16 protein-coding genes and 7 tRNA genes are annotated in these 19773 nt (G+C 36.4%); 16 read left to right on the top strand and 7 right to left on the bottom strand.

What is annotated here, in order from left to right; genetic code table 11:
• The first annotated feature begins 53 nt into the window (after window positions 1-53).
• Complete coding sequence (locus IE155_RS17140; protein WP_189379478.1) at window positions 54-2591, top strand: S9 family peptidase; 2538 nt, start codon at window positions 54-56, stop codon at window positions 2589-2591.
• Between the two features lie 163 nt (window positions 2592-2754).
• On the opposite strand, the gene IE155_RS17135 is transcribed toward IE155_RS17140, so the two are convergent.
• Window positions 2755-4398 carry an HAD family acid phosphatase gene (locus IE155_RS17135; RefSeq protein WP_189379477.1) on the bottom strand — a complete coding sequence of 548 codons (1644 nt, stop codon included), beginning with the start codon at window positions 4396-4398 and terminating at the stop codon, window positions 2755-2757.
• Between the two features lie 308 nt (window positions 4399-4706).
• On the opposite strand from IE155_RS17135, the gene IE155_RS17130 reads away from it, so the two are divergent.
• Window positions 4707-5093, top strand: coding sequence for a DUF2306 domain-containing protein (locus IE155_RS17130; protein ID WP_189379476.1), 387 nt, complete (start codon window positions 4707-4709; stop codon window positions 5091-5093).
• 60 nt (window positions 5094-5153) lie between these two features.
• Here the strand turns inward: IE155_RS17130 and rrtA are convergent, their stop codons facing one another.
• Window positions 5154-5771, bottom strand: coding sequence for a rhombosortase (gene rrtA / locus IE155_RS17125; protein ID WP_189379475.1), 618 nt, complete (start codon window positions 5769-5771; stop codon window positions 5154-5156).
• Window positions 5772-5881: 110 nt separating this feature from the next.
• Here rrtA and IE155_RS17120 point away from each other — a divergent pair, with 110 nt between their 5' ends.
• Together IE155_RS17120 and ggt are read left to right on the top strand one after the other, a co-directional pair.
• Window positions 5882-6484, top strand: a complete 603-nt coding sequence (locus IE155_RS17120; protein WP_189379474.1) for a tRNA-uridine aminocarboxypropyltransferase — start codon at window positions 5882-5884, stop codon at window positions 6482-6484.
• A 16-nt stretch (window positions 6485-6500) separates the two neighbouring features.
• Window positions 6501-8258: a gamma-glutamyltransferase gene (gene ggt, locus IE155_RS17115; protein ID WP_189379473.1), complete on the top strand. Its 1758-nt coding sequence runs from the start codon at window positions 6501-6503 to the stop codon at window positions 8256-8258.
• Window positions 8259-8333: 75 nt separating this feature from the next.
• On the opposite strand, the gene IE155_RS17110 is transcribed toward ggt, so the two are convergent.
• Both IE155_RS17110 and cysK read right to left on the bottom strand, forming a co-directional pair.
• Window positions 8334-8768: a hypothetical protein gene (locus tag IE155_RS17110; RefSeq protein WP_189379472.1), complete on the bottom strand. Its 435-nt coding sequence runs from the start codon at window positions 8766-8768 to the stop codon at window positions 8334-8336.
• 149 nt (window positions 8769-8917) lie between these two features.
• Window positions 8918-9886 (bottom strand): cysteine synthase A, encoded by a 969-nt coding sequence (gene cysK, locus IE155_RS17105; protein ID WP_189379471.1) that lies wholly within the window; start codon window positions 9884-9886, stop codon window positions 8918-8920.
• A gap of 211 nt (window positions 9887-10097) precedes the next feature.
• Here cysK and IE155_RS17100 point away from each other — a divergent pair, with 211 nt between their 5' ends.
• The gene (locus IE155_RS17100) at window positions 10098-11270 is read left to right on the top strand and encodes an RDD family protein (RefSeq protein WP_189379470.1); all 1173 of its coding nucleotides are present in this window, start codon (window positions 10098-10100) and stop codon (window positions 11268-11270) included.
• A gap of 330 nt (window positions 11271-11600) precedes the next feature.
• Here the strand turns inward: IE155_RS17100 and IE155_RS17095 are convergent, their stop codons facing one another.
• The 3 genes from IE155_RS17095 to IE155_RS17085 are packed head-to-tail and all read right to left on the bottom strand — an operon-like array spanning window position 11601 to window position 14996.
• Window positions 11601-11975, bottom strand: a complete 375-nt coding sequence (locus tag IE155_RS17095) for a VOC family protein (protein ID WP_189379469.1) — start codon at window positions 11973-11975, stop codon at window positions 11601-11603.
• A gap of 37 nt (window positions 11976-12012) precedes the next feature.
• Entirely contained in the window at window positions 12013-12708 is a 696-nt protein-coding gene (locus IE155_RS17090) for an aspartate/glutamate racemase family protein (RefSeq protein ID WP_189379509.1), read from the bottom strand.
• A 23-nt stretch (window positions 12709-12731) separates the two neighbouring features.
• Window positions 12732-14996 carry a carbohydrate binding family 9 domain-containing protein gene (locus IE155_RS17085; protein ID WP_189379468.1) on the bottom strand — a complete coding sequence of 755 codons (2265 nt, stop codon included), beginning with the start codon at window positions 14994-14996 and terminating at the stop codon, window positions 12732-12734.
• 486 nt (window positions 14997-15482) lie between these two features.
• Here IE155_RS17085 and IE155_RS17080 point away from each other — a divergent pair, with 486 nt between their 5' ends.
• The 11 genes from IE155_RS17080 (at window position 15483) to IE155_RS17030 (ending at window position 19772) form a co-directional block, all read left to right on the top strand.
• Window positions 15483-16208 carry a DUF599 domain-containing protein gene (locus IE155_RS17080; protein WP_189379467.1) on the top strand — a complete coding sequence of 242 codons (726 nt, stop codon included), beginning with the start codon at window positions 15483-15485 and terminating at the stop codon, window positions 16206-16208.
• A complete protein-coding gene (locus IE155_RS17075; protein ID WP_189379466.1) occupies window positions 16209-16700 on the top strand; it encodes a DUF2919 family protein in 492 nt (163 codons plus the stop codon).
• Window positions 16701-16760: 60 nt separating this feature from the next.
• Window positions 16761-17498 (top strand): DNA polymerase III subunit epsilon, encoded by a 738-nt coding sequence (dnaQ, locus tag IE155_RS17070; RefSeq protein ID WP_189379465.1) that lies wholly within the window; start codon window positions 16761-16763, stop codon window positions 17496-17498.
• Complete coding sequence (locus tag IE155_RS17065) at window positions 17486-18817, top strand: TIGR03503 family protein (protein WP_189379464.1); 1332 nt, start codon at window positions 17486-17488, stop codon at window positions 18815-18817. The genes dnaQ and IE155_RS17065 overlap by 13 nt, the downstream gene beginning before the upstream one ends.
• 163 nt (window positions 18818-18980) lie before the next feature.
• Window positions 18981-19057: transfer RNA gene (locus IE155_RS17060), tRNA-Asp, on the top strand.
• Window positions 19058-19083: 26 nt separating this feature from the next.
• Window positions 19084-19160 (top strand) — tRNA-Asp (locus IE155_RS17055).
• Between the two features lie 26 nt (window positions 19161-19186).
• A tRNA-Asp gene (locus IE155_RS17050) sits at window positions 19187-19263 on the top strand.
• A 26-nt stretch (window positions 19264-19289) separates the two neighbouring features.
• Window positions 19290-19366, top strand: a tRNA-Asp gene (locus IE155_RS17045).
• Window positions 19367-19407: 41 nt separating this feature from the next.
• Window positions 19408-19484, top strand: a tRNA-Asp gene (locus IE155_RS17040).
• A 41-nt stretch (window positions 19485-19525) separates the two neighbouring features.
• Window positions 19526-19602: transfer RNA gene (locus IE155_RS17035), tRNA-Asp, on the top strand.
• A 93-nt stretch (window positions 19603-19695) separates the two neighbouring features.
• A tRNA-Asp gene (locus IE155_RS17030) sits at window positions 19696-19772 on the top strand.
• Window position 19773: the final 1 nt, after the last annotated feature.

The raw sequence follows: 19773 nt of genomic DNA, 5'->3' as shown, positions 1-19773 counted from the left end.
ACAGGCTTAGTATAAATACCACACCTTAAAATTGTTGATAATAAGATACACTAATGAAAATTAAAATAATTGTTGCAGCTATCAGTTTGTCGCTTACTGCATGTGTTGTTACTTCCACAGGAGAACAAACACCAGAGTCTGTTTTAAATAGCAATTACGCTCAGCAAAGTACAAGTGAAGCAATATCGCCTATTAAGCAAGAAGTTGCGACAGTTGCTGTTGAAAAAGAGGTTAAACCTGTATTAAGCGTTAATCCTTCTGATATTCAAATTACTTTAGAACAAATTATGTCTGATCCTGATTGGATGGGGCGCTCTCCAGAACGTTGGTATTGGGGAGATGATAGCCAAACAATTTATTATTCACAAAAACAAAAAGGCTCACCGTTACGTGATCTTTTCAGTCAAACAGTATCTGACTCTGCACAATCAGAAAAAGTGAGTTTAGATAAACTTCATCATGTATCAGACCGCAATGCAGTAAAAAATAGTGCGGGCACGCAAGAAGTTTATACTTATCAAGGCAATGTTTTTCTTAAAACATTAAGCTCAGGAAAAGTAACCCAATTAACACATACTACGGCGAATGAAAATTCCGCCATGTTTTTAACCAATGGTAATGTGGCTTATCGTGTTAACAATAAATTCTTCGAACATGATTTACGCAATAATCAAATTATTGAATTAGCGAGTTTACTTAGTGATAACGATCCTGCAAATAACCAAGATAAAGCAGATGATAAAGCAAACTATTTAGCAACAGAGCAAAATAAACTTATTGAGTATATTGCCCTTCAGCAACGTAATAAAGCATTAAAAACACAACAAAGTGATCGTTTAAAAGCGCAAAATCAAAGCATTACAAAAACAGAATTTTACTTTGGAAAAGGTAAACGAATTGTTCATGCAAGCTTATCGCCACTTGGTAATAAAATGATTGTGAGTATTGCTGATGCTAAGTCGTCGAGAGCAGATAGCGATATCATGCCGAACTATATTACCGATAATGGTGATATTGATGCGCAAAATGTACGTGCTCGCGTAGGTAATAACTACCAGTATAAAGAAGAACTTTTTTTAGTAGACTTAAAATCAGGACAAAAATTTGCGTTAACCTTTGATAGCTTACCTGGCTTTGATCAAGATGTTTTAGCTGAGGTGCGCAAAGAAAATTATCAGCGAGAAGGCAAAACTTATCAGTCGAAGAAGTCACCGCGTAATATTCATGTAATGCGTGCTTCATCACCCATTAAGTGGCACAAAGACGGTAAGCAAGTAGCCCTATTACTTGAAGCTTGGGATAACAAAGACCGTTGGTTAGCCTCAGTAAATTTATTGAGCAATAAACTTGAAAATCAACATAGACTGCATGACAACGCTTGGATTAATTGGAGCTTTAACGAATTTGGTTGGTTAGAAGATAAACTTTATTATTTGTCAGAAGAAACAGGGTTTTCACACTTATATACTAAATCGTTAAAAGGCAAAGCTAAGCAAATAACTTCAGGACGCTTTGAAGTAAGTGATGTAACGTTAACCAAGGATAATGCCCGTTTTATTTTTAAAGCGAATAAAGTACATCCAGGTGTTCACGATATTTACCAAGTAAATACTGACGGGAGCAACTTTACTGCCTTAACTACCTTGGGCGGAAGTAACGATTATGCGTTAAGCCCTGATGAAAGTAAGCTACTTATTCAACACTCAACCGTTACTATGCCGCCAGAGCTATACGTAAAGGACTTAACTAGTAATACTTCAGCAAAACGTATTACGTATACTGTTTCAGATAAGTTTTTATCAATGCCTTGGGCTGCTCCAAGTGTAATTGCAATACCGTCAAGCAATCAAAAAGAACCTATATACTCTCGTGTGTATTTGCCTAAAAACTATGACAAAAAAGCGTCTAAGAATAAGGCGGTTATGTTCACACATGGCGCAGGTTATTTACAAAATGCGCACTTAGGTTGGTCTGGTTACTTCAGAGAATTCATGTTCCATAGTATGTTAGTACAACAAGGCTATGTGGTTATTGACATGGATTATAGAGCGTCTGCGGGTTATGGCCGCGACTGGAGAACCGCAATTTATCGCCACATGGGTAAACCAGAAGTAGAAGATATGAGAGATGGCGTAAACTGGTTAGTTGAAAATGCTAATGTAGATCGCCAACGTATTGGTACCTACGGTGGTTCATACGGCGGCTTTTTAACCTTAATGTCTATGTTCACTCAACCTGATTTATTCGCGTCGGGCTCTGCTTTACGTTTAGTGTCAGACTGGGCTTATTATAATCATGGCTATACCTCGAATATTCTCAACACTCCTGGAGACGATGCTATTGCCTATGAACGTAGTTCGCCTATTTATTTTGCTGAAGGTTTAGAAAAACCGTTATTAATTAATGCGCCAATGGTTGATGACAATGTGTTTTTCCAAGATACCGTAAGATTAGTGCAGCGTTTAATTGAGCTGGAAAAACAAGACTTTGAAACCGCTATTTATCCTGTGGAACCCCATGGTTTTGTGCAACCAAGCTCATGGTTAAATGAATATCGTCGTATATATAAGTTATTTGAATCAACGTTATAAGCTAATAATTTATCGATACCAATGTATATTAGTTAGACGTTAAAAAAATAAAGCAGCGGTTTTCGCTGCTTTTTTATTTAGAGAAAATTGAGTTTTATCTATCGAATTTAAAATGTGATATTTTTCTCGCTTTCACGCAATTTTTTTAAACTATTAAAATATATTACCATGATCCGTACATTGGGTTTGGCAGTAAGATAAGTTCACTATTAGCACGTGGTAGCAGTGCTTCCATATCGGCTTCTTCTTGAGTTACACCGGAGAAGTCTTCTATGTTGTCACCCACTTGCATAATGATTGTTAGATCTGGAAACAATGATGTTCTTTCACTGTTAGGTGTATAGCAGTTAGCGGTACCGTTTTGTATTTGCTGGCGTCTTAAATCTTTGTCGTTAATTATTTTATCACCATCAATTGCCGCCTTATCTGCAGGCGTTCTTCCCAATATACAGGTATTCTCTATTGAAACTGGAATGCCTAATGCACGAAGGTTATTCCATGTATGATTATCTTGCTCTCTATCGCGGTTAGTGATCAACGCGAGCTTTCCGCCTTGTTTGAAAACGGCTTGAATAAACGTTTTAACACCAGGTACTAGCGTTGCTTTTTCTGAGGCAACCCATTCACTCCACGTTTTTGGCGAGTAATTTTCACCATTTTTTTCTATATTCACTTGATATTGACTATTATCTAGCACGGTTTCATCTACATCCATTACTACAGCCCAAGATGTATTAGGTAAGGTCATATTTTCTAATGCTTGAGTTGCACGTTTGTAGGTAACTGAGGTTAAGTAACGGTATTCTTTACTGGTGGTTTGCCATTTTACTGCATTGGATAATGGGTAAGTGAAATTTGATAATTCAACAGATAAGGCACAATGATCGCTTAACATTGCTTTGGGAGACATATCGTCAAAATAATGCATTTTTACTGTTTTGTGTAGGCCTTTTTTAGGCATGTTGCCCGCTAAAATATGGTCAATTGGTGCAGGGTAGTATGGATGGCAACCAATAATGTCAGCCCCTAAATTTTCAAGACTGCTCATGCTGTTGTTTGCGTTAACAGATAATTGACGCGTTAAATGATTATAAGATGCAGATAAACGATGATTAAAGTCACCTAAAATCATATACGGCATGCCAGTTTGTTCTTTATTCTCAGCCCATTTATCTAAAAGCGGAGCTTGTTGAGCGAAGGTTTTACATGCATCAGAGTCGGCTCGTGAGTAGTTGTCAACAAAACAGCCACTTTTCAGGTGAACGTTAAGTAAAGTCATTGTGCCAAAAGGTGAATCAACCGTGAGTTCTAAACCATAACGTAAGCCTGGGCGTTGTAATCCTAGTGCGTCAAAGGCTTGTGTATTTAAAATTTCAATATTTTTACGTACGGCAAAGGCTACTTTTTGTTGCGTTGATTTTGCTCCTGTTTTACGGCAGTCATACGTTTGACTGTCAGCTCTTTCTGACATGATGATGTTCCATTCACTTTTTGGGAAGAGTAATTCAACCGCCTTGGTAGAGGCAACTTCTTGTAAAGCGACAATGTCAGCATTTAATGACTTAGCATATTGTTTTAATTGGATGGTTTCTGTTTCAGTTCTAGCACGGCACCCGTCAGAAATAGGGAAGGCTAAGTGCTCTGTATTCCATGTTGCTACCACTAAACCTTCAGGTTTGTTAGGTGTTGTCGCTGTTGAAACAACAGGGGGGATTGTTGCTTGTTTGTTCATAGTGGTAGAGCAGGCTGTGATTAACAAGGAAAGTGTTCCAATTGTTAAACCAACAAGTAGACGGTTGACAGTCATGAATAGTCCTAACGAGGTTATTAATTAAATGATTTTGATATGTTATATCAAAAAGCACACGGCCTTTCACTCGGTTTGTTCCGATTCTAGCTAAATAGGGAGATATTTACTTTACCAGTGTGATGTTGGTATTAGACAACATTATTTTGTTTGATAAATAAAATTTGAAAACTTTCTTTGCTAAATCAACACTATCTCTAGTACGCTACATATCAAGCACTCTTTTTTTAATATGGTAATGTGTCACTTTTATAGTAGCTCAGTTATTAAGGGCAGGGAGTTAATTTCGTTCATTAGGTAAAATAACTATGACTTATTTGCAACTTACATATTTTCATTTAGCGACAGTTTTTCCTGCTTTTCTTATTGGCACATACTTACTTTTAAACCCCAAAGGCACGAAAAGACATAAACTACTTGGTAAAATTTACATGGCGTTAATGTTACTAACTGCTATTGTGACTTTATTCATGTCGTCGGTAGTTGGCCCCGCATTATTTAATCATTTCGGTTATATTCATTTTTTTAGTTTACTTGTATTCTATTCCGTACCAAGTGCTTATTTTTCTGCACGTAATGGGAATATAGCGAAACATAAATCAAGCATGTTAGGTTTATATATTGGTGGGATATTAATTGCAGGAAGCTTTACTTTTATGCCCGGTCGTTTGCTACATAGTTGGTTTTTTGGCTAATATTCTTATAAATTGCCGAAAACGATACCGAAAATTTTTAATGTTTCGTTGAATAAGGTTTTATTTTATCGAGTTTGAAACCTTATCAGATTTAAGTTGAAGACAATATAAAGCAGAAAATACGATAAAGCCGCCTATTAATCCGTATAGGTGGGCATCTATCGCCACATTGGCTTCTATCAGTTGTATGACTTCTTCACTGGGTCCAAATACTTGTTCATAAGCAACTTTTATAATAACCGCTACTAACAATAGATAGCCGGTTTTTTCTTTATGCTGAATATCTTTACACGCCCCAATGACAAAAAATCCATGTAACACGCCTGATAAACCTACATAACTCAGCATTGATGGCGAAAAAAGGTAAAGTCCTAAACTTGTACCTAAAGCGATTAATAGCCAAATAGCTACATAACTTTTGAATGTAAAAAATTGTCCATGCAATGCCCATAACAGTATAACGGCAGCACTATTCATCGCTAAATGCATGTCGTTTGTGTGTAATAAGTGCCCAGTAAATAATAACCACCATTGACCTTGATAAATTAGCTCTCGGTTATAGCTTAAATGTCCACTTACATCGTTATTAAAGAAAAAGGCAGTTAAGGCAATGATCACAATTAGTAATGGCGCAACTAAGTGGCTTTTGTTGATGGGTAACTTTTTGAGTATGATCATTTAACGTATGGTAATGCCAGCAAAGGAAAAATTTATTTTAACGTGTTTTTATCTACTTATCTAAGTAAACTACCGCTAAGTTCATATTCGTACTTTAACAATATTAAATTATGTCTCGTAATTATTGTCGCCACTGTTTAAAACCAGAAATTAGCTGTATTTGTCAGTTTATGGTATCAACAATTAATCAGGTTGATGTTATTATTTTACAGCACCCTAGTGAGGTTAAGCAAAGTAAAGCAACGGTGCCCTTATTACTCGGCTCGCTTAACAAGTGTCACCTGTTTGTTGGTGAAAATTTTGAGCAAGAGGAAGATTTACAGTCTTTATTATGTCAATATCGAAATAAAATTGCGTTGCTATATCCTAGCGATAAAGCTGAGGTCATAACCGAAAGGACCTTAGTTGAAAATGATAATAGTATTGTAGAACAAGATATTAGCTGTATTGTGTTACTTGATGGTACTTGGAAAAAGGCATATCGACTATTTCAATTGAACACATTTTTGCATGACATGAAACATTTCGCTTTGTCTGATAATTATGTTGGCCAGTATCATATTAGAAAAACTAAAAAAACAGGCGCATTATCAACATTAGAAGCATGTTGCTATGCACTTTCAGCACTTGAAAACTGTAGTGACCGTTATACGGCATTGCTTGATAACTTTGTTGCTTTTAATCAATTTCAACAACGTTTTATTCCTATTTAGAAAGAGAATTAATGTAATGAAAAAAGTCTTAATAAAGAAAAAACTTTATAAAGCATTATCTATTTTAAGTATTTTTTGTGGGGTGAGTTATGCACAAACCCATGAAATTAGAGAGCCCGAAGCTACTGTAGCAATAACAGCTAAACAGGCGGTTTTAGCTGACAAATACATGGTGGTAGCCGCTAACCCTTATGCGAGTGAAGCTGGCTTTAATATATTACAACAAGGTGGCAGTGCTATAGATGCCGCTATTGCTGTGCAGTTAGTATTAACCTTGGTAGAGCCTCAATCGTCAGGTATTGGAGGCGGCGCTTTTATTTTACATTGGGATCAAAAACAAAAAGATTTGACCACATTTGATGGCAGAGAAACAGCACCAGCAAAAGCGACTAGTGAATTATTTGTAGATGCTAATGGTAAAGTCGCTTCATGGAGAGAGGCCGTTGTAGGTGGTCGCTCAGTAGGGGTTCCTGGTGTTTTAGCTGCACTTAAAATGGCGCATGATCAACATGGTAAGCTTGCTTGGGAATTGCTATTTAAAGATGCAATAAAGTTAGCTGAGCAAGGTTTTGTTGTTTCTCCGCGACTTGAAAAGCTACTGACCTTACAAATGAACCCTGGGGTACAATTATTACCCACCATTCGTCACTATTTTTTCCCAGAAGGTAATGTCGTCAAAGCGGGAACGGTATTAAAAAACCCCGCACTAGCTAATGTATATAAAAGTTTAGCTGAAAAGGGAACAGCTCCTTTTTATGAAGGTTGGATTGCTGAAAAAATTGTTAAAGCTGTCAATAACAGTCCTGTTGCACCAGGGCTCTTAGCGTTAAATGATTTATCATCCTATCAACCCAAACAACGTACTGCGGTATGTGGGCCTTATCGGGAGTATAAAGTGTGTGGTATGGGACCGCCGAGCTCTGGTGGTATTGCTGTGATTCAAATATTGTCGATGTTGGAACCTTTTAAGTTAAATGAAAGAAAGTTTTCTGATCCGCAAACGTTAAACTTATTTGCTCAAAGTTCTCGCTTAGCGTTTGCTGATCGTGAAATGTATTTAGCGGATAGTGACTTTGTTCAAGTACCGACTGAAGAATTATTAGATGCTTCATATTTAAAGGAACGTTCATCGTTAATTTCGTTAGATAAAGATATGGGGCGAGCAGAAGCAGGGCAACTAACAACTCCGCTTGCCTATGCAGAAAATGACAGTTTTGAATTGCCTTCTACAAGTCATGTATCGATTGTTGATCAATATGGTAATGCAATTTCTATGACGACTAGTGTAGAAATGGCCTTTGGTTCGGCTGTTATGGTTGAAGGGTTTATTTTAAATAATCAACTTACAGACTTTGCTTTATCACCCAAACGACAAGGAAAAATGGTTGCTAATCGTGTTGAAGCTAATAAACGCCCGCGCAGCTCAATGGCTCCTAGTATGGTTTTTAATAAAGATAATAGCTTAAAGCTTGTTGTTGGTTCGCCTGGTGGCAGTCGAATAATTGATTATGTTGCTGAAACCATTATTGGTGTTTTAGATTGGCAACTTAACCCACAAGAAGCGATTAATTTACCTAAAATTACTAATCGTAATGGCGGCACAGCTCTTGAACAAGGGACTATATTAGTGCAACACGCTGATAAGCTTGAAAAAATGGGACATAAAATAAGTCTTAGAGATTTAAATAGCGGACTTCATGCTATTGAAATAAAAAAGGGTAAATTGATAGGGGGGGCAGACCCAAGAAGGGAAGGCTTAGCATTGGGGCACTAAGTATCATTCAAGTTTCTCATTAAATAAAAAACGGTCATTTGACCGTTTTTTATTATAGATTACAGGGTGCTGCTATTAAAAAGGATCTTTTAATATTTTATCAATAACCCAGTGATCATCAATTTGTATGAGTGAAAGGCGTTTTACATTTTTAAAGCGACCATTTTGATAAGTGCCGTCAAAATATACAGTGATAACCGCTGCATCTTTAAATTGCTCACGAACTTTTACTCCGCTGTCATCAGGTTTTATGTCAACTTTGTCATAAGACATATTAAAAAGATGGCGTGCAATTGCGTTAGGCGACTTATAGTGATTTACAATTCTGGCAAGCCTTGGTGAACATACCGAAGCGGCTTTTTTGGCATTTTTTTCGTTATATAATGCTTCAAAAAAGGCAACAGCAACTTTTTCAGGGTTTTCAATATCAGATATTTCTTCTTCATTATCTGTACAAGCAGATAATAAAAACATAATCGGAATAAGTAATAGAACTAAATAGTGACGCATATTATTTCTTTCTTTTTAAAGCAATAAGCACATCATAACCCAATCATAATATTAATTTCTATGGTTTTGGTTATTTTGAAAGTATAAAAAAGGGCGCTTAAGCGCCCATTAATTATTTAACTAAACTCTCAATAGTAGAGAATTTAGGTTTATTGTACTAATTCTTTTTCAGAAAACACATCGCTAAATAATGCGCTAGATAAATAACGCTCGGCAGAACTAGGTAAAATTACTACCACATTTTTATCTTTATTTTCTGGTTTTTCAGCTATGCGTTTAGCTGCAACTACAGCCGCGCCAGATGAAATTCCTGCAAGTATACCTTCTTCTTTCATTAGGCGGTGGGTCATTGCCATTGCTTCTTCATTAGACACTAATTCAACGTCATCAATAACTGATAGATCTAAGTTACCAGGAATAAAACCAGCACCGATACCTTGTATTTTATGTGGACCAGGTGTTAGGTCTTCGCCAGCTCTTTTTTGAGTAATTACTGGTGAATCTGTTGGCTCAACAGCAACAGAAATAATTTCTTTATCAGCAACTTTTTTAAGGTAGCGACTAACACCTGTAATTGTTCCACCAGTTCCAACACCAGCAACAAAAATGTCTACAGCACCTTCCGTAGCTTCCCAAATTTCAGGTCCTGTTGTTTTTTCATGAATTTCGGGGTTTGCAGGGTTATCAAATTGCCCTAACAAAACATACTTGTCTGGATCAGAGTCTTTAATTTCTTGTGCTTTTGCAATGGCTCCACCCATACCTTTTGCGCCTTCAGTAAGTTCTAATTTGGCACCTAAAGCAGAAAGTAACTTTCTTCTTTCTAAGCTCATTGTTGAAGGCATAGTTAACGTTATTGCGTAGCCACGAGCTGCAGCAACGAATGCTAATGCGATGCCCGTATTACCACTCGTTGGTTCAACAATCTCTTTGCCTGCAGTTAAAACACCACGCTTTTCAGCATCCCACACCATGTTTGCGCCAATACGGCATTTTACACTAAAACTTGGGTTTCTTGATTCTACTTTGGCAAAAATGTTACCCGTTGTTACTCGGTTTAATTTTACTATTGGAGTGTTACCAATAGAGGTTGAATTATCTTGAAAAATATTTGGCATGCTCTTTTCCTTTCGGTATTGTGATGCAGATTTATGACGTCTTTTTGTTTTTATACTAATTAACCTACATCAGGCTATTTTTTATTACTTTACGTAAATACCGTCTAAGAGTAGCTTTAATTGAGATAAAATAAAGTGATATTATTATATCTCATATATAAAAATGGAATAACTAGCTGCTTGGCTAATAACAATAATTTGGATTTAAGTGATGAGTTTAGAACAAAGTGAGATAGTAACGCCCACTAGTAAGAAAATAGCTAATACATCAGATCACACGGCTTATTTAACTAGAGAAGAAACTAAACAAGTTCTGACTCCTTTCGCTTTTGAAATTGATAAATCATTATTTGGCTTACCACTAGCCGCACCTAGAAAGCGTGCCATTGCGTTGTTAATAGACTTTGTTTTTATTTCAATACTAGCCGAAACCCCAGGTGAATTATTAGCGCTTTTAGCCGCTGTTACTTTTTACCGATTAGGTAGTAAACCTCTAAAAACATCAGATGGTAAAACTGTCACTCGACCCAAATTAGGACTACGCGGAATATTGCTACGTTTACTTTCCGCATTTATCTTATTTTTTACCGTGTTCTCGTACATATCACCTACTGTGAATCAATGGTTTACTGATGACGTAACCACACAAAATGTAAATCAGGAATTAAGCACAATTAACGCGTTTGCAGTAAGTGCTATGACGTTTGGAATGACAACAGAGGTGGAAAATAGTGAGTGTTTAACTGAGAAATGTTGGTTTGAATTGATATCGCCAAAGCTTTCTGATTATGCCGATGTAAAGCTGCCTGTTAAAGAAATGGAGCCTATTTTAAAAGAGGTAATTGAAGAAACGAGTTTAACTGACACAGAGCAAACATCGTTAATGATATCTTTAATGGCAATATATAAAGAACTGTCAGAATCTAAAGAGGCAGATGAATTTAAGCAAGCGAATGCAAATACGGTAAATATGCCTGCTGTGGAAGTCATAAAAGAAGAGATCGAAGAACCTGTTACCCCCAAAAAAGAAGAGCAATCTTGGTCATATAAAGGGATTGAATGGGTTAAAGGTGTGATAAAAGACCTTGGATTAAGCTTTGGTTGGGCAGCATTATATTTTTCAGTACTGACTTCTATTTGGAAAGGGCAAACACTAGGTAAGCGTTTAATGAAGGTAAGGGTGATTCAACTCGATGGTACACCATTGTCTGTGTGGGATAGCTTTGGCCGGTATGGTGGTTATGGTGCGGGACTTGCCACCGGGCTTTTAGGCTTTTTGCAAATTTATTGGGATCCAAATCGTCAATGTATCCATGATAAAATATCATCAACTGTGGTTATAGATTTAAAAAAGCTAAACAAATTAAAAAATAAAAATAATTGAAAAAACATTAATTAGATTAACAATACCTTAGCTAATTTTTAGCACTATTGTGTGAATAAAGAGGAATTTATTCACCGTTTTTTTCAATCAGCTACTATACTGTATTTAGATGTTCGTGCCGAGCAAGTCAATGACATGTAAAACGGGTTACCCGTATGAGCGTACAACCTATGCTCCTTGTTTTAGGACTAACATGTAAGTACATTGTGCTAATAATGCATGTGAACGGCCGTCGAAACACTCCCATAAACTGTCGCTATGACGGCACGGGCATCTGTATTCTTTTCTATAAATTACTAAAACCGAATTCTAACACTACGCAGAAACTTCTTAAGCGTTTTCGCCATTAATTTCGATACCGATACCAGCAGGTGAAGTAAAAAATATTTGGATCATATTAAGCTCTTCGATATGCTTTTGCTTAAAGGGTATGTGTCTACTTGTTAATTTGGCAATTATGCTGTTTATATCATTATCTTTAAAAGCTACGTGATCTAAACATTGTTTATTATCTGAAGGTGCATGAATATTACTTTCACTGAGGTGGATGATGGCTTTATCTGTGCCATTAGCATATAGCCAAAAGCCATTATGATTAAACGCAGGGCGAAAACCCGCATTAAAGTTTAATATGTCGCACCAAAAATCTTTTTCTATTGTTAATAAGTCTAGTGGCGCACTAATATTAAAATGGTCAAAATACATTTGATAAATTCCATAGTTAAATTACTTGAAGTTAATACTATTGCTGAGTCGCAAACTCAATTGCAGCTTGGGCGTGAATAGTTGTTGTGTCAAATAATAATACATCAGTATCATGTTGATTAACTAATAACGCTATTTCTGTACAACCTAATATAACGGCTTGTGCGCCATTTTGACGGAGTTCATTAATAATAGCCAAGTATTGTTCTTTAGATGAATTTTTAATCGCCCCTAAACATAATTCTTGGTAAATAACTTGATGAATAATTTCACGATCACTCGGTTTAGGAACGATCACATCAATATTGAACTTATCTGTTAATCGAGCTTTATAGAAGTTTTGCTCCATAGTGAATTTTGTGCCAAGCAAGCCTACCTTAGTAATTTTGTGTTTTTGTAATTGCTCGGCAGTAGCATCTGCAATATGAAGTAGAGGAATGTTAATTGTCTTATTGATAGCGTCAGATACTTTATGCATGGTATTCGTACAAATAAGTAAACAGTCTGCACCGCCCGCTTCAATCGATTGAGCCGCTTTTGAAAGTATTTGTGCAGTTGCTTCCCAGTTGCCTTGATGTTGTAGCTTTTCTATTTCTTCAAAATTAACGCTGTACAAGCAGATTTTAGCCGATGATAAGCCACCAAGTTTTTTATTAATACCTTGGTTTATGGTTTGGTAATAGCTTAAGGTTGATTCCCAACTCATTCCTCCTAATAAACCGATAGTTTTCAATTGTTTTTCTCCATGAGTTTTTACTATGGTAGCCATGCGTAACTAATTTTTGTAAAAAAAGTACGTTCAGCACGTTCAAGATTCATTAAATCGTCATCTTGATAGCTAAAGTCAGAGTAACCTAAGAAAAATACGGTTTGTGGATTAATTTTATATGCATAAATTAATTGTGCCGAAAGATCGTTATTCTTTTTAGATACGCCATAAATTAAGGGGTTGTTAGCTTTATTTATTTTAATGTTACTATAAATCATATTGAGTTTAATATAACTACGCACATCAAATTGATAACTTAATCTAAGCTCGGTAAGTGATGCTTTATAGACATTCGCATCATCTGCCTCTAGTTCTGCATATGTTTGGTAAAAATCGATTTCTAAATGCTTAGTAGCGTTATAAGTGATATTGGCACTTATTTCTTTATAGTCACCTAATCGATTGTTTTCATAATCAATTTTATCCCCAATTGTAATATCGATAGCACTATATAGTTTATTACTTGGTTGAATATCAGCATGAAAAACAGCTTGGTTTTCAATGAATAGGGTAGTGTTGTTATCAATAGCTTTTAAGCTTACATTTTCACGCAAGCCAACTTTTTCAGCATGTGTAAACATAATATCGAAATATGAGAGCATCGGACCGTAAATTCCAAAGCTACTTGCTAAGCTTTTTTCTAATAATTCACCATCATCATTATGTTTTATTTGCCATTGACCTGATAGTGTTGCTTCCTGCCAGATACTATCTGTTTCCCCGTAAAAATAACGATCTACTAAAATTCGTTCTGATTGATAGTCCGCATATGGCATATAACCTAAGTCAGCACGAAAATCTTTACCAATATCTTGGTGCTCTACATCAATACGCCAATCTTCAGAGTCATGAATATAATTAAGTTTCAATGCTTGGTCTTGAAAACTTCCTAAATGTTTAGTGTCTGAGCTTAACCATTGAGCTAATATACTGTTTGAATCATCAAACTTATATTTACCACCAATACCAAAAACATAGTTATGGTAGTTGTCTGCACTACGTAATGTACTAATTGCACCTATAGATAGTGCATCACTAGCATCGTAACGATATTTAATAGCGCCAGAGTGGCTTTCTGTATTTAGTGAAGCAATGTACGATTGGGTGTTTCCAGGTACAATAAAATTAGTTTCAGTATCATTAGTAACAAAAACACCATAACTATGTTTATCTTGGCTGCCTGTAAGCTTGGCTCCATAATCAGGATCGGCAATGTTTCGGCTATAAACAAGATCGTAATTTGAGCTGAAGTAGTCTGAATTTTCAGTGAAAAACTGCCGTTTTTCTTCGTAATAAAGTGAAAAGGTTTTATTAATACTTAATTGGCCAGCATCTGATTCTACTGTTGAAAAGTCGGGATTGAGTGTGACATTTAATAGCGTATTTGCATTTATTCCCCAGCGTAAATCCAAGCCCGCATCAATATCATTTTCACTGTGCCAATTATCGTTACTATCATAGATATCTCTAGATTCATCTCTTTGGGCTACAATTGCAGGGGTTAACATGATTTTTTTGCCGGCTTTTGCATTTTTAAAGCCTTTAATTTCAGGTGCTTGGCATAACCAACAATTATTATTACGATCTAATGTCATATGCGAAATACGTAAACGGGTATCTCGAGGGTAAAGACGCAGCAGTTCAATTGCCCAAGTTTTTTTCTCGTTATTATCTGCAAAGTTTAGAATGCGGTAGGGAATAGCTAGTTCAACTTGATAACCTTGTTCAGTTATTTTTCCATAAGACTGCCATATACCGTCCCAAGAGGTGTTAGTTTCACCAGTGATTTCATTATTTATTGCATCAATTTGTACGCCAAATGGATTAACCATAAACTGATAATTCAGTCGGCGAGTATTAAATGTGTCAAGTTTGACGGCTACTAAGTCATCACCCCATTTGGTATCTCGGTCTCCCAAAGAAGCTTGTATATTTTCGGGGTTAGGATCTTGAGCAATGAATGAAATGTATAAAAACTCACCATTTTCAATTATTTTAGCGGTAGTTTGAACCGGACTTTCTTCGTTATTCCACGGATCATTAACTATATTAAGCGCTAAAGTATTTGCTTCTAACCAAATTGGATCATTTAATTCGCCATCAATTATTGCGCTTTTTTGACTGTAGGGAATAGTGAGAGATTGTGTGATTTTTTCGTCGTTGTTAGTAATAGTTTGTGCAATTATTAACGGGCTTACGAGCGAGAATACGGCAGCAACACATAGTGTGAGGCTATTCCTTATTTTGAGCATAACGTTCTACTTTTTGTTTATTTTTATTATCTAATGCTGACACCTATAGGACATATGGGAGTGTTCGCTATGGAGGATTCTTAATCCATTGGTATCATTACAATTCCTTGTTGGTTAAATTGTGTCAAATTAGTGTAAATAATACAACCGATTGTTGATTTAGCTAAAAGTAACACACTGACTAGTATACGTGATGCTGCATTTTCTAACTGGAATGTTGTTCAATTTAAACACATTCAAAACAATTCGAGAGTAATGCGCTATATACTAGCTCGTCGTCTATTTATGGGAAATCATTACCTGTGATATACCTTTTTTAAATACAGACCCCGCCAATGTTCATAAAACAAAAGTCAAAGAATCACAGAACCTAATAAAATCATTATTTTAGTTTGTATGATGAATAATTTTAACGTGATTTTTCTCTCGAAAATTAAGGTATCGTGATGCATAATTGCCCTATAATAAATTCATTTTTGATGGACTATGTATAATTATTCTCTTGATATATTTGCTTTAACGGTCTTTGTTTGTTGTTGGGCTGGATACACTTGGTTCGCTAAAAAACGTGCTAAAACGGATGACTGTATTGCTAGGAGTTTACATCAACATAGAATTCACTGGATGTATGAAGCTATGGAGCGCGACTTTAGAATGGTTGAAGCGGCTTTATTAGCTAATTTAGAACGTAACATTGCTTTTTTTGCTTCTACAACTTTGCTGGTATTAGCAGGGGTATTAACGCTGTTTTCCCAAGTAGAAAAGCTCGAACAAGTAATAGCAACAATTCCTTTCACTGAATATCCTGAGCACGGCATGATTCAAATAAAGTTGTGTGTTTTGGTGATAATTTTTGTGATGGCTTTTTTTCACTTTACTTGGTCTATGCGTCAATATGGTTTTTTAAATGTTATGATTGGCGCTGCCCCTTTTAGTGAAAATGGTCCTCAAGTTAATCACCAAAAATATGCTTACCAAATGGCGATAGTGCAAGACCAAGCCGCACATTCTTATAATTATGGTTTAAGGGCTTATTATTTTGCGATCGCAGTTGTTTTATGGTTCTTTCATCCGTTGTTGCTTATTTTCGTGAGTTTGTCTGTAGTGTATACCTTGTTTAATCGAGAGTTTCGGTCAAAAGCTGTAAAAGCAATTACCGCAGGGCAAAAAATTCTTGAAGATGAGCGCAATAAGGTTACTGAAAATAGATAAATGAATAATAGACAACGTTTTGCGCGTTATATGCCCAATGATTTTGATCAATTTGATTGTGTGAAAATTTCTAAGTTTTTTTATCTATTTCTAGTCTTTATTTTACGTGGATATATAGTGTGGATAATGTCTGTAACCAATTTCAATGATCGTGTCGGAGTGATTGAATGGGTATATCCAGATCCTATTTTATTTTATACCAGTTTACTTTCAGGCGTTGTTGGCCTTTTTGTTGTGCTTATTATGAGTTTAAGAAGACCTGATGCGCAGTCTTGGGTCAAAAAATGTTGGCAAAACATTAGAGCGTTTCTTGCTGTTGCTTTATGTTTTGATTGGATAATTATTTTAGGTGCTTATTTTTATGGTATTTTATACGAATTACCTGTGATTATTATTCATGGCGTATTTGTTATGATCGCAATAGTAATCTTATATTCAAATAAACGAATTCAAATTAACATTGAAGAATTCCCAGAAAAACTACCTGATTAAGTTTTTATTTTTAATAGTAACTTAGTTAGTGTCTCAATAGATTCAATAAGGAAATTTGTAATGAGTGAAGAATTACAAGAACAACGTTTGATCATTCTTGATACTGAAACAACAGGGATAAACCCGCGAGAAGGGCATCGTATTGTTGAAATTGGCTGTGTCGAAATGGTTAATCGCCAATTAACTGGGCGTACTTACCATGTATATTTAAAACCTATGCAAAATGGTATGCAAATGGTCATGGATCAAGAGGTTATTAATATTCATGGCTTAACAGATGAGTTCCTTCGAGATAAACCTCAGTTTCATCAGGTTGCACAAGAATTTATTGACTTTATTAAAGGCGCTGAACTCGTTATTCATAATGCAAAGTTTGATATAGGCTTTATGAATCATGAATTTTCCATGATTAATGGTTTACCCATGACAGAAGATATATGCACAGTAACAGATACGCTTCAAGTTGCTAAAGATGAGTTTGGATCACCCAAAACACTCGATTATTTAGCAAAATTCTACAAAGTAGATAAATTAGTTGACCGTACTTATCATGGAGCGTTAATTGATGCACAGTTGCTTGCATTTGTTTATGTAGAAATGACGCGTAAACAGTCAGCATTAGACTTATCTGCTGGCGATGGCCACCAAGAAGGAACCGATGCAAACGCGATTAGACGTTTACCTGAAAATAGAACTAAATTAAAGATTATTCACGCTACTGCCGATGAATTAGAAGAGCATAAAAAACGTCTTGCCATTGTGGCAGAAAAAGGGAGCGAGCCTTTATGGCAACATTAACGGCAAAACTAGCTTGCTATAGTCTTTATTTATTCATTTTTTTTATATGTGTTCAATCCAACCAAGTTGACGCACAAGATAATATTACTGAAATTGAATACTATAAAAATGACAATGTAACCAATCAAATTCCATTGCTAGATAATCGATTTCGAATTGATGCACAGTTAGATGAAGTCACCTTATTGTTTTATCGTAAAGCAGGTAGTCAACCGGTTATTCTTATTCGCCCTGATGGCAGCAAATTAAAAGTAAATAACTTTCCAAAAGACGAAGTGGAATGGTTTGATGATAGAACTTTTGATTTAATTAAAATGAAAAGTCCTATGATTGGACCTTGGCAGGCAGTTGGTGAGGTTTCTCCTGACAGTAAAATAATGGTGATCACTGAGGTTAGACTTGAAGTAGAGCCTTTACCAAAGACTATTCTCGCTGGCGAAACTTTAAAAGTGTTTGCTAAGTTATATAACAGAGAAAAAGCGATTGATGACCCTAGATTTGATGATGTTATTGACTTAGATATTGATTTTTATAGTACTAATAATTCTAACTATGACAATTTTGGCGCTAAACCCGTTGAAATAGGCTCATTTAGAGATGATGGGTATGAACTTGATGAGCATGCAAAAGATGGCATATTTACTGCTGAATTTGAGCTTAATTTTGCAGCAGGTGAGTGGATACCTATTTATCGAGTTAAAATGCCGATGGCTAATAGGGAATTAAGACAAAAGCCTATTATTTTGCATAAGGTCCCTGTCAAAATAACAGTCGATAAGACAGTGAATAAGAATGAATTTCATAAAATACATTTCACTATTGATGATACTTATGTAGATCCCGATAGTATGATTTTTCAAGGTAAAATTACCTTTCCTGATAAGCAGGCAGATCCATTGTCAATTACAGAAGGAAAGGGGATTAAACGTACAAAAAAAATTGCTTATACTGAGCCAGGAATGCACCGTTTAAATATTAATGCTTTTGGCAAAACAATTGACGGTAGAGAGTTTCGTTTGGTTGTACCTGAATTTACTTTTAATGTTGAGCGTAAAGGCGGGATAAGAGTAAATGATTTGTCTGAAGGTGAAAATGAAGCTCAAGAACAAGTAAAAACGTCTGAAGAAGCTGCATTGGCGATAAAAGAAGCGTCAATAAAAAAATTAGAAGAAGAATTGGCACTAGCAAAAATGAAGTATGAACAAGAGCAATTAGCTAAAAAAGAAATGAATATAATGATCGCCATTATTGTTAATTTAGTCATTATTTTAGGCGCAGGTATCGCTTTTTTTGTTATTCGACGTAAAAAAAAGCAATAAAATAGTTAATAATTGTGATTTTTTGCTGTGTTTTTCGTCGTATTGCTCAGCAAACACACATACAGTAAAAAGAATACAAAAAAGTGGTTGACGCACCCGCCTGTTAACCGTATTATTCCCGCCGCATTCAACGACTTGTTGTTGAAAGTAGAATAAAACGTGTGGAGTGGTAGTTCAGTTGGTTAGAATACCGGCCTGTCACGCCGGGGGTCGCGGGTTCGAGTCCCGTCCACTCCGCCAATTTATTCTACATCGTATATCTCTGCGGAGTGGTAGTTCAGTTGGTTAGAATACCGGCCTGTCACGCCGGGGGTCGCGGGTTCGAGTCCCGTCCACTCCGCCAATTTATTCTACATCGTATATCTCTGCGGAGTGGTAGTTCAGTTGGTTAGAATACCGGCCTGTCACGCCGGGGGTCGCGGGTTCGAGTCCCGTCCACTCCGCCAATTTATTCTACATCGTATATCTCTGCGGAGTGGTAGTTCAGTTGGTTAGAATACCGGCCTGTCACGCCGGGGGTCGCGGGTTCGAGTCCCGTCCACTCCGCCAATAGATATAGAACAAGTTGATGAATGAGATTAGATTATAGCGGAGTGGTAGTTCAGTTGGTTAGAATACCGGCCTGTCACGCCGGGGGTCGCGGGTTCGAGTCCCGTCCACTCCGCCAATAGATATAGAACAAGTTGATGAATGAGATTAGATTATAGCGGAGTGGTAGTTCAGTTGGTTAGAATACCGGCCTGTCACGCCGGGGGTCGCGGGTTCGAGTCCCGTCCACTCCGCCACTAATTTCAAATGCGTACTGTTTTCTGTAAAGCTAATAGTAAAGGGGAGCCTTTAAAAATACTCAAAACCTCGCTTGTATACAAGCACTGTGCGGAGTGGTAGTTCAGTTGGTTAGAATACCGGCCTGTCACGCCGGGGGTCGCGGGTTCGAGTCCCGTCCACTCCGCCAA

Source organism: Thalassotalea profundi (assembly GCF_014653195.1).
In the GTDB taxonomy this organism is placed as follows: Bacteria; Pseudomonadota; Gammaproteobacteria; order Enterobacterales; family Alteromonadaceae; genus Thalassotalea_B; species Thalassotalea_B profundi.
The sequence above is the reverse complement of the archived record's forward strand: the minus strand, read 5'-3'. Positions and strand labels throughout refer to the sequence as shown.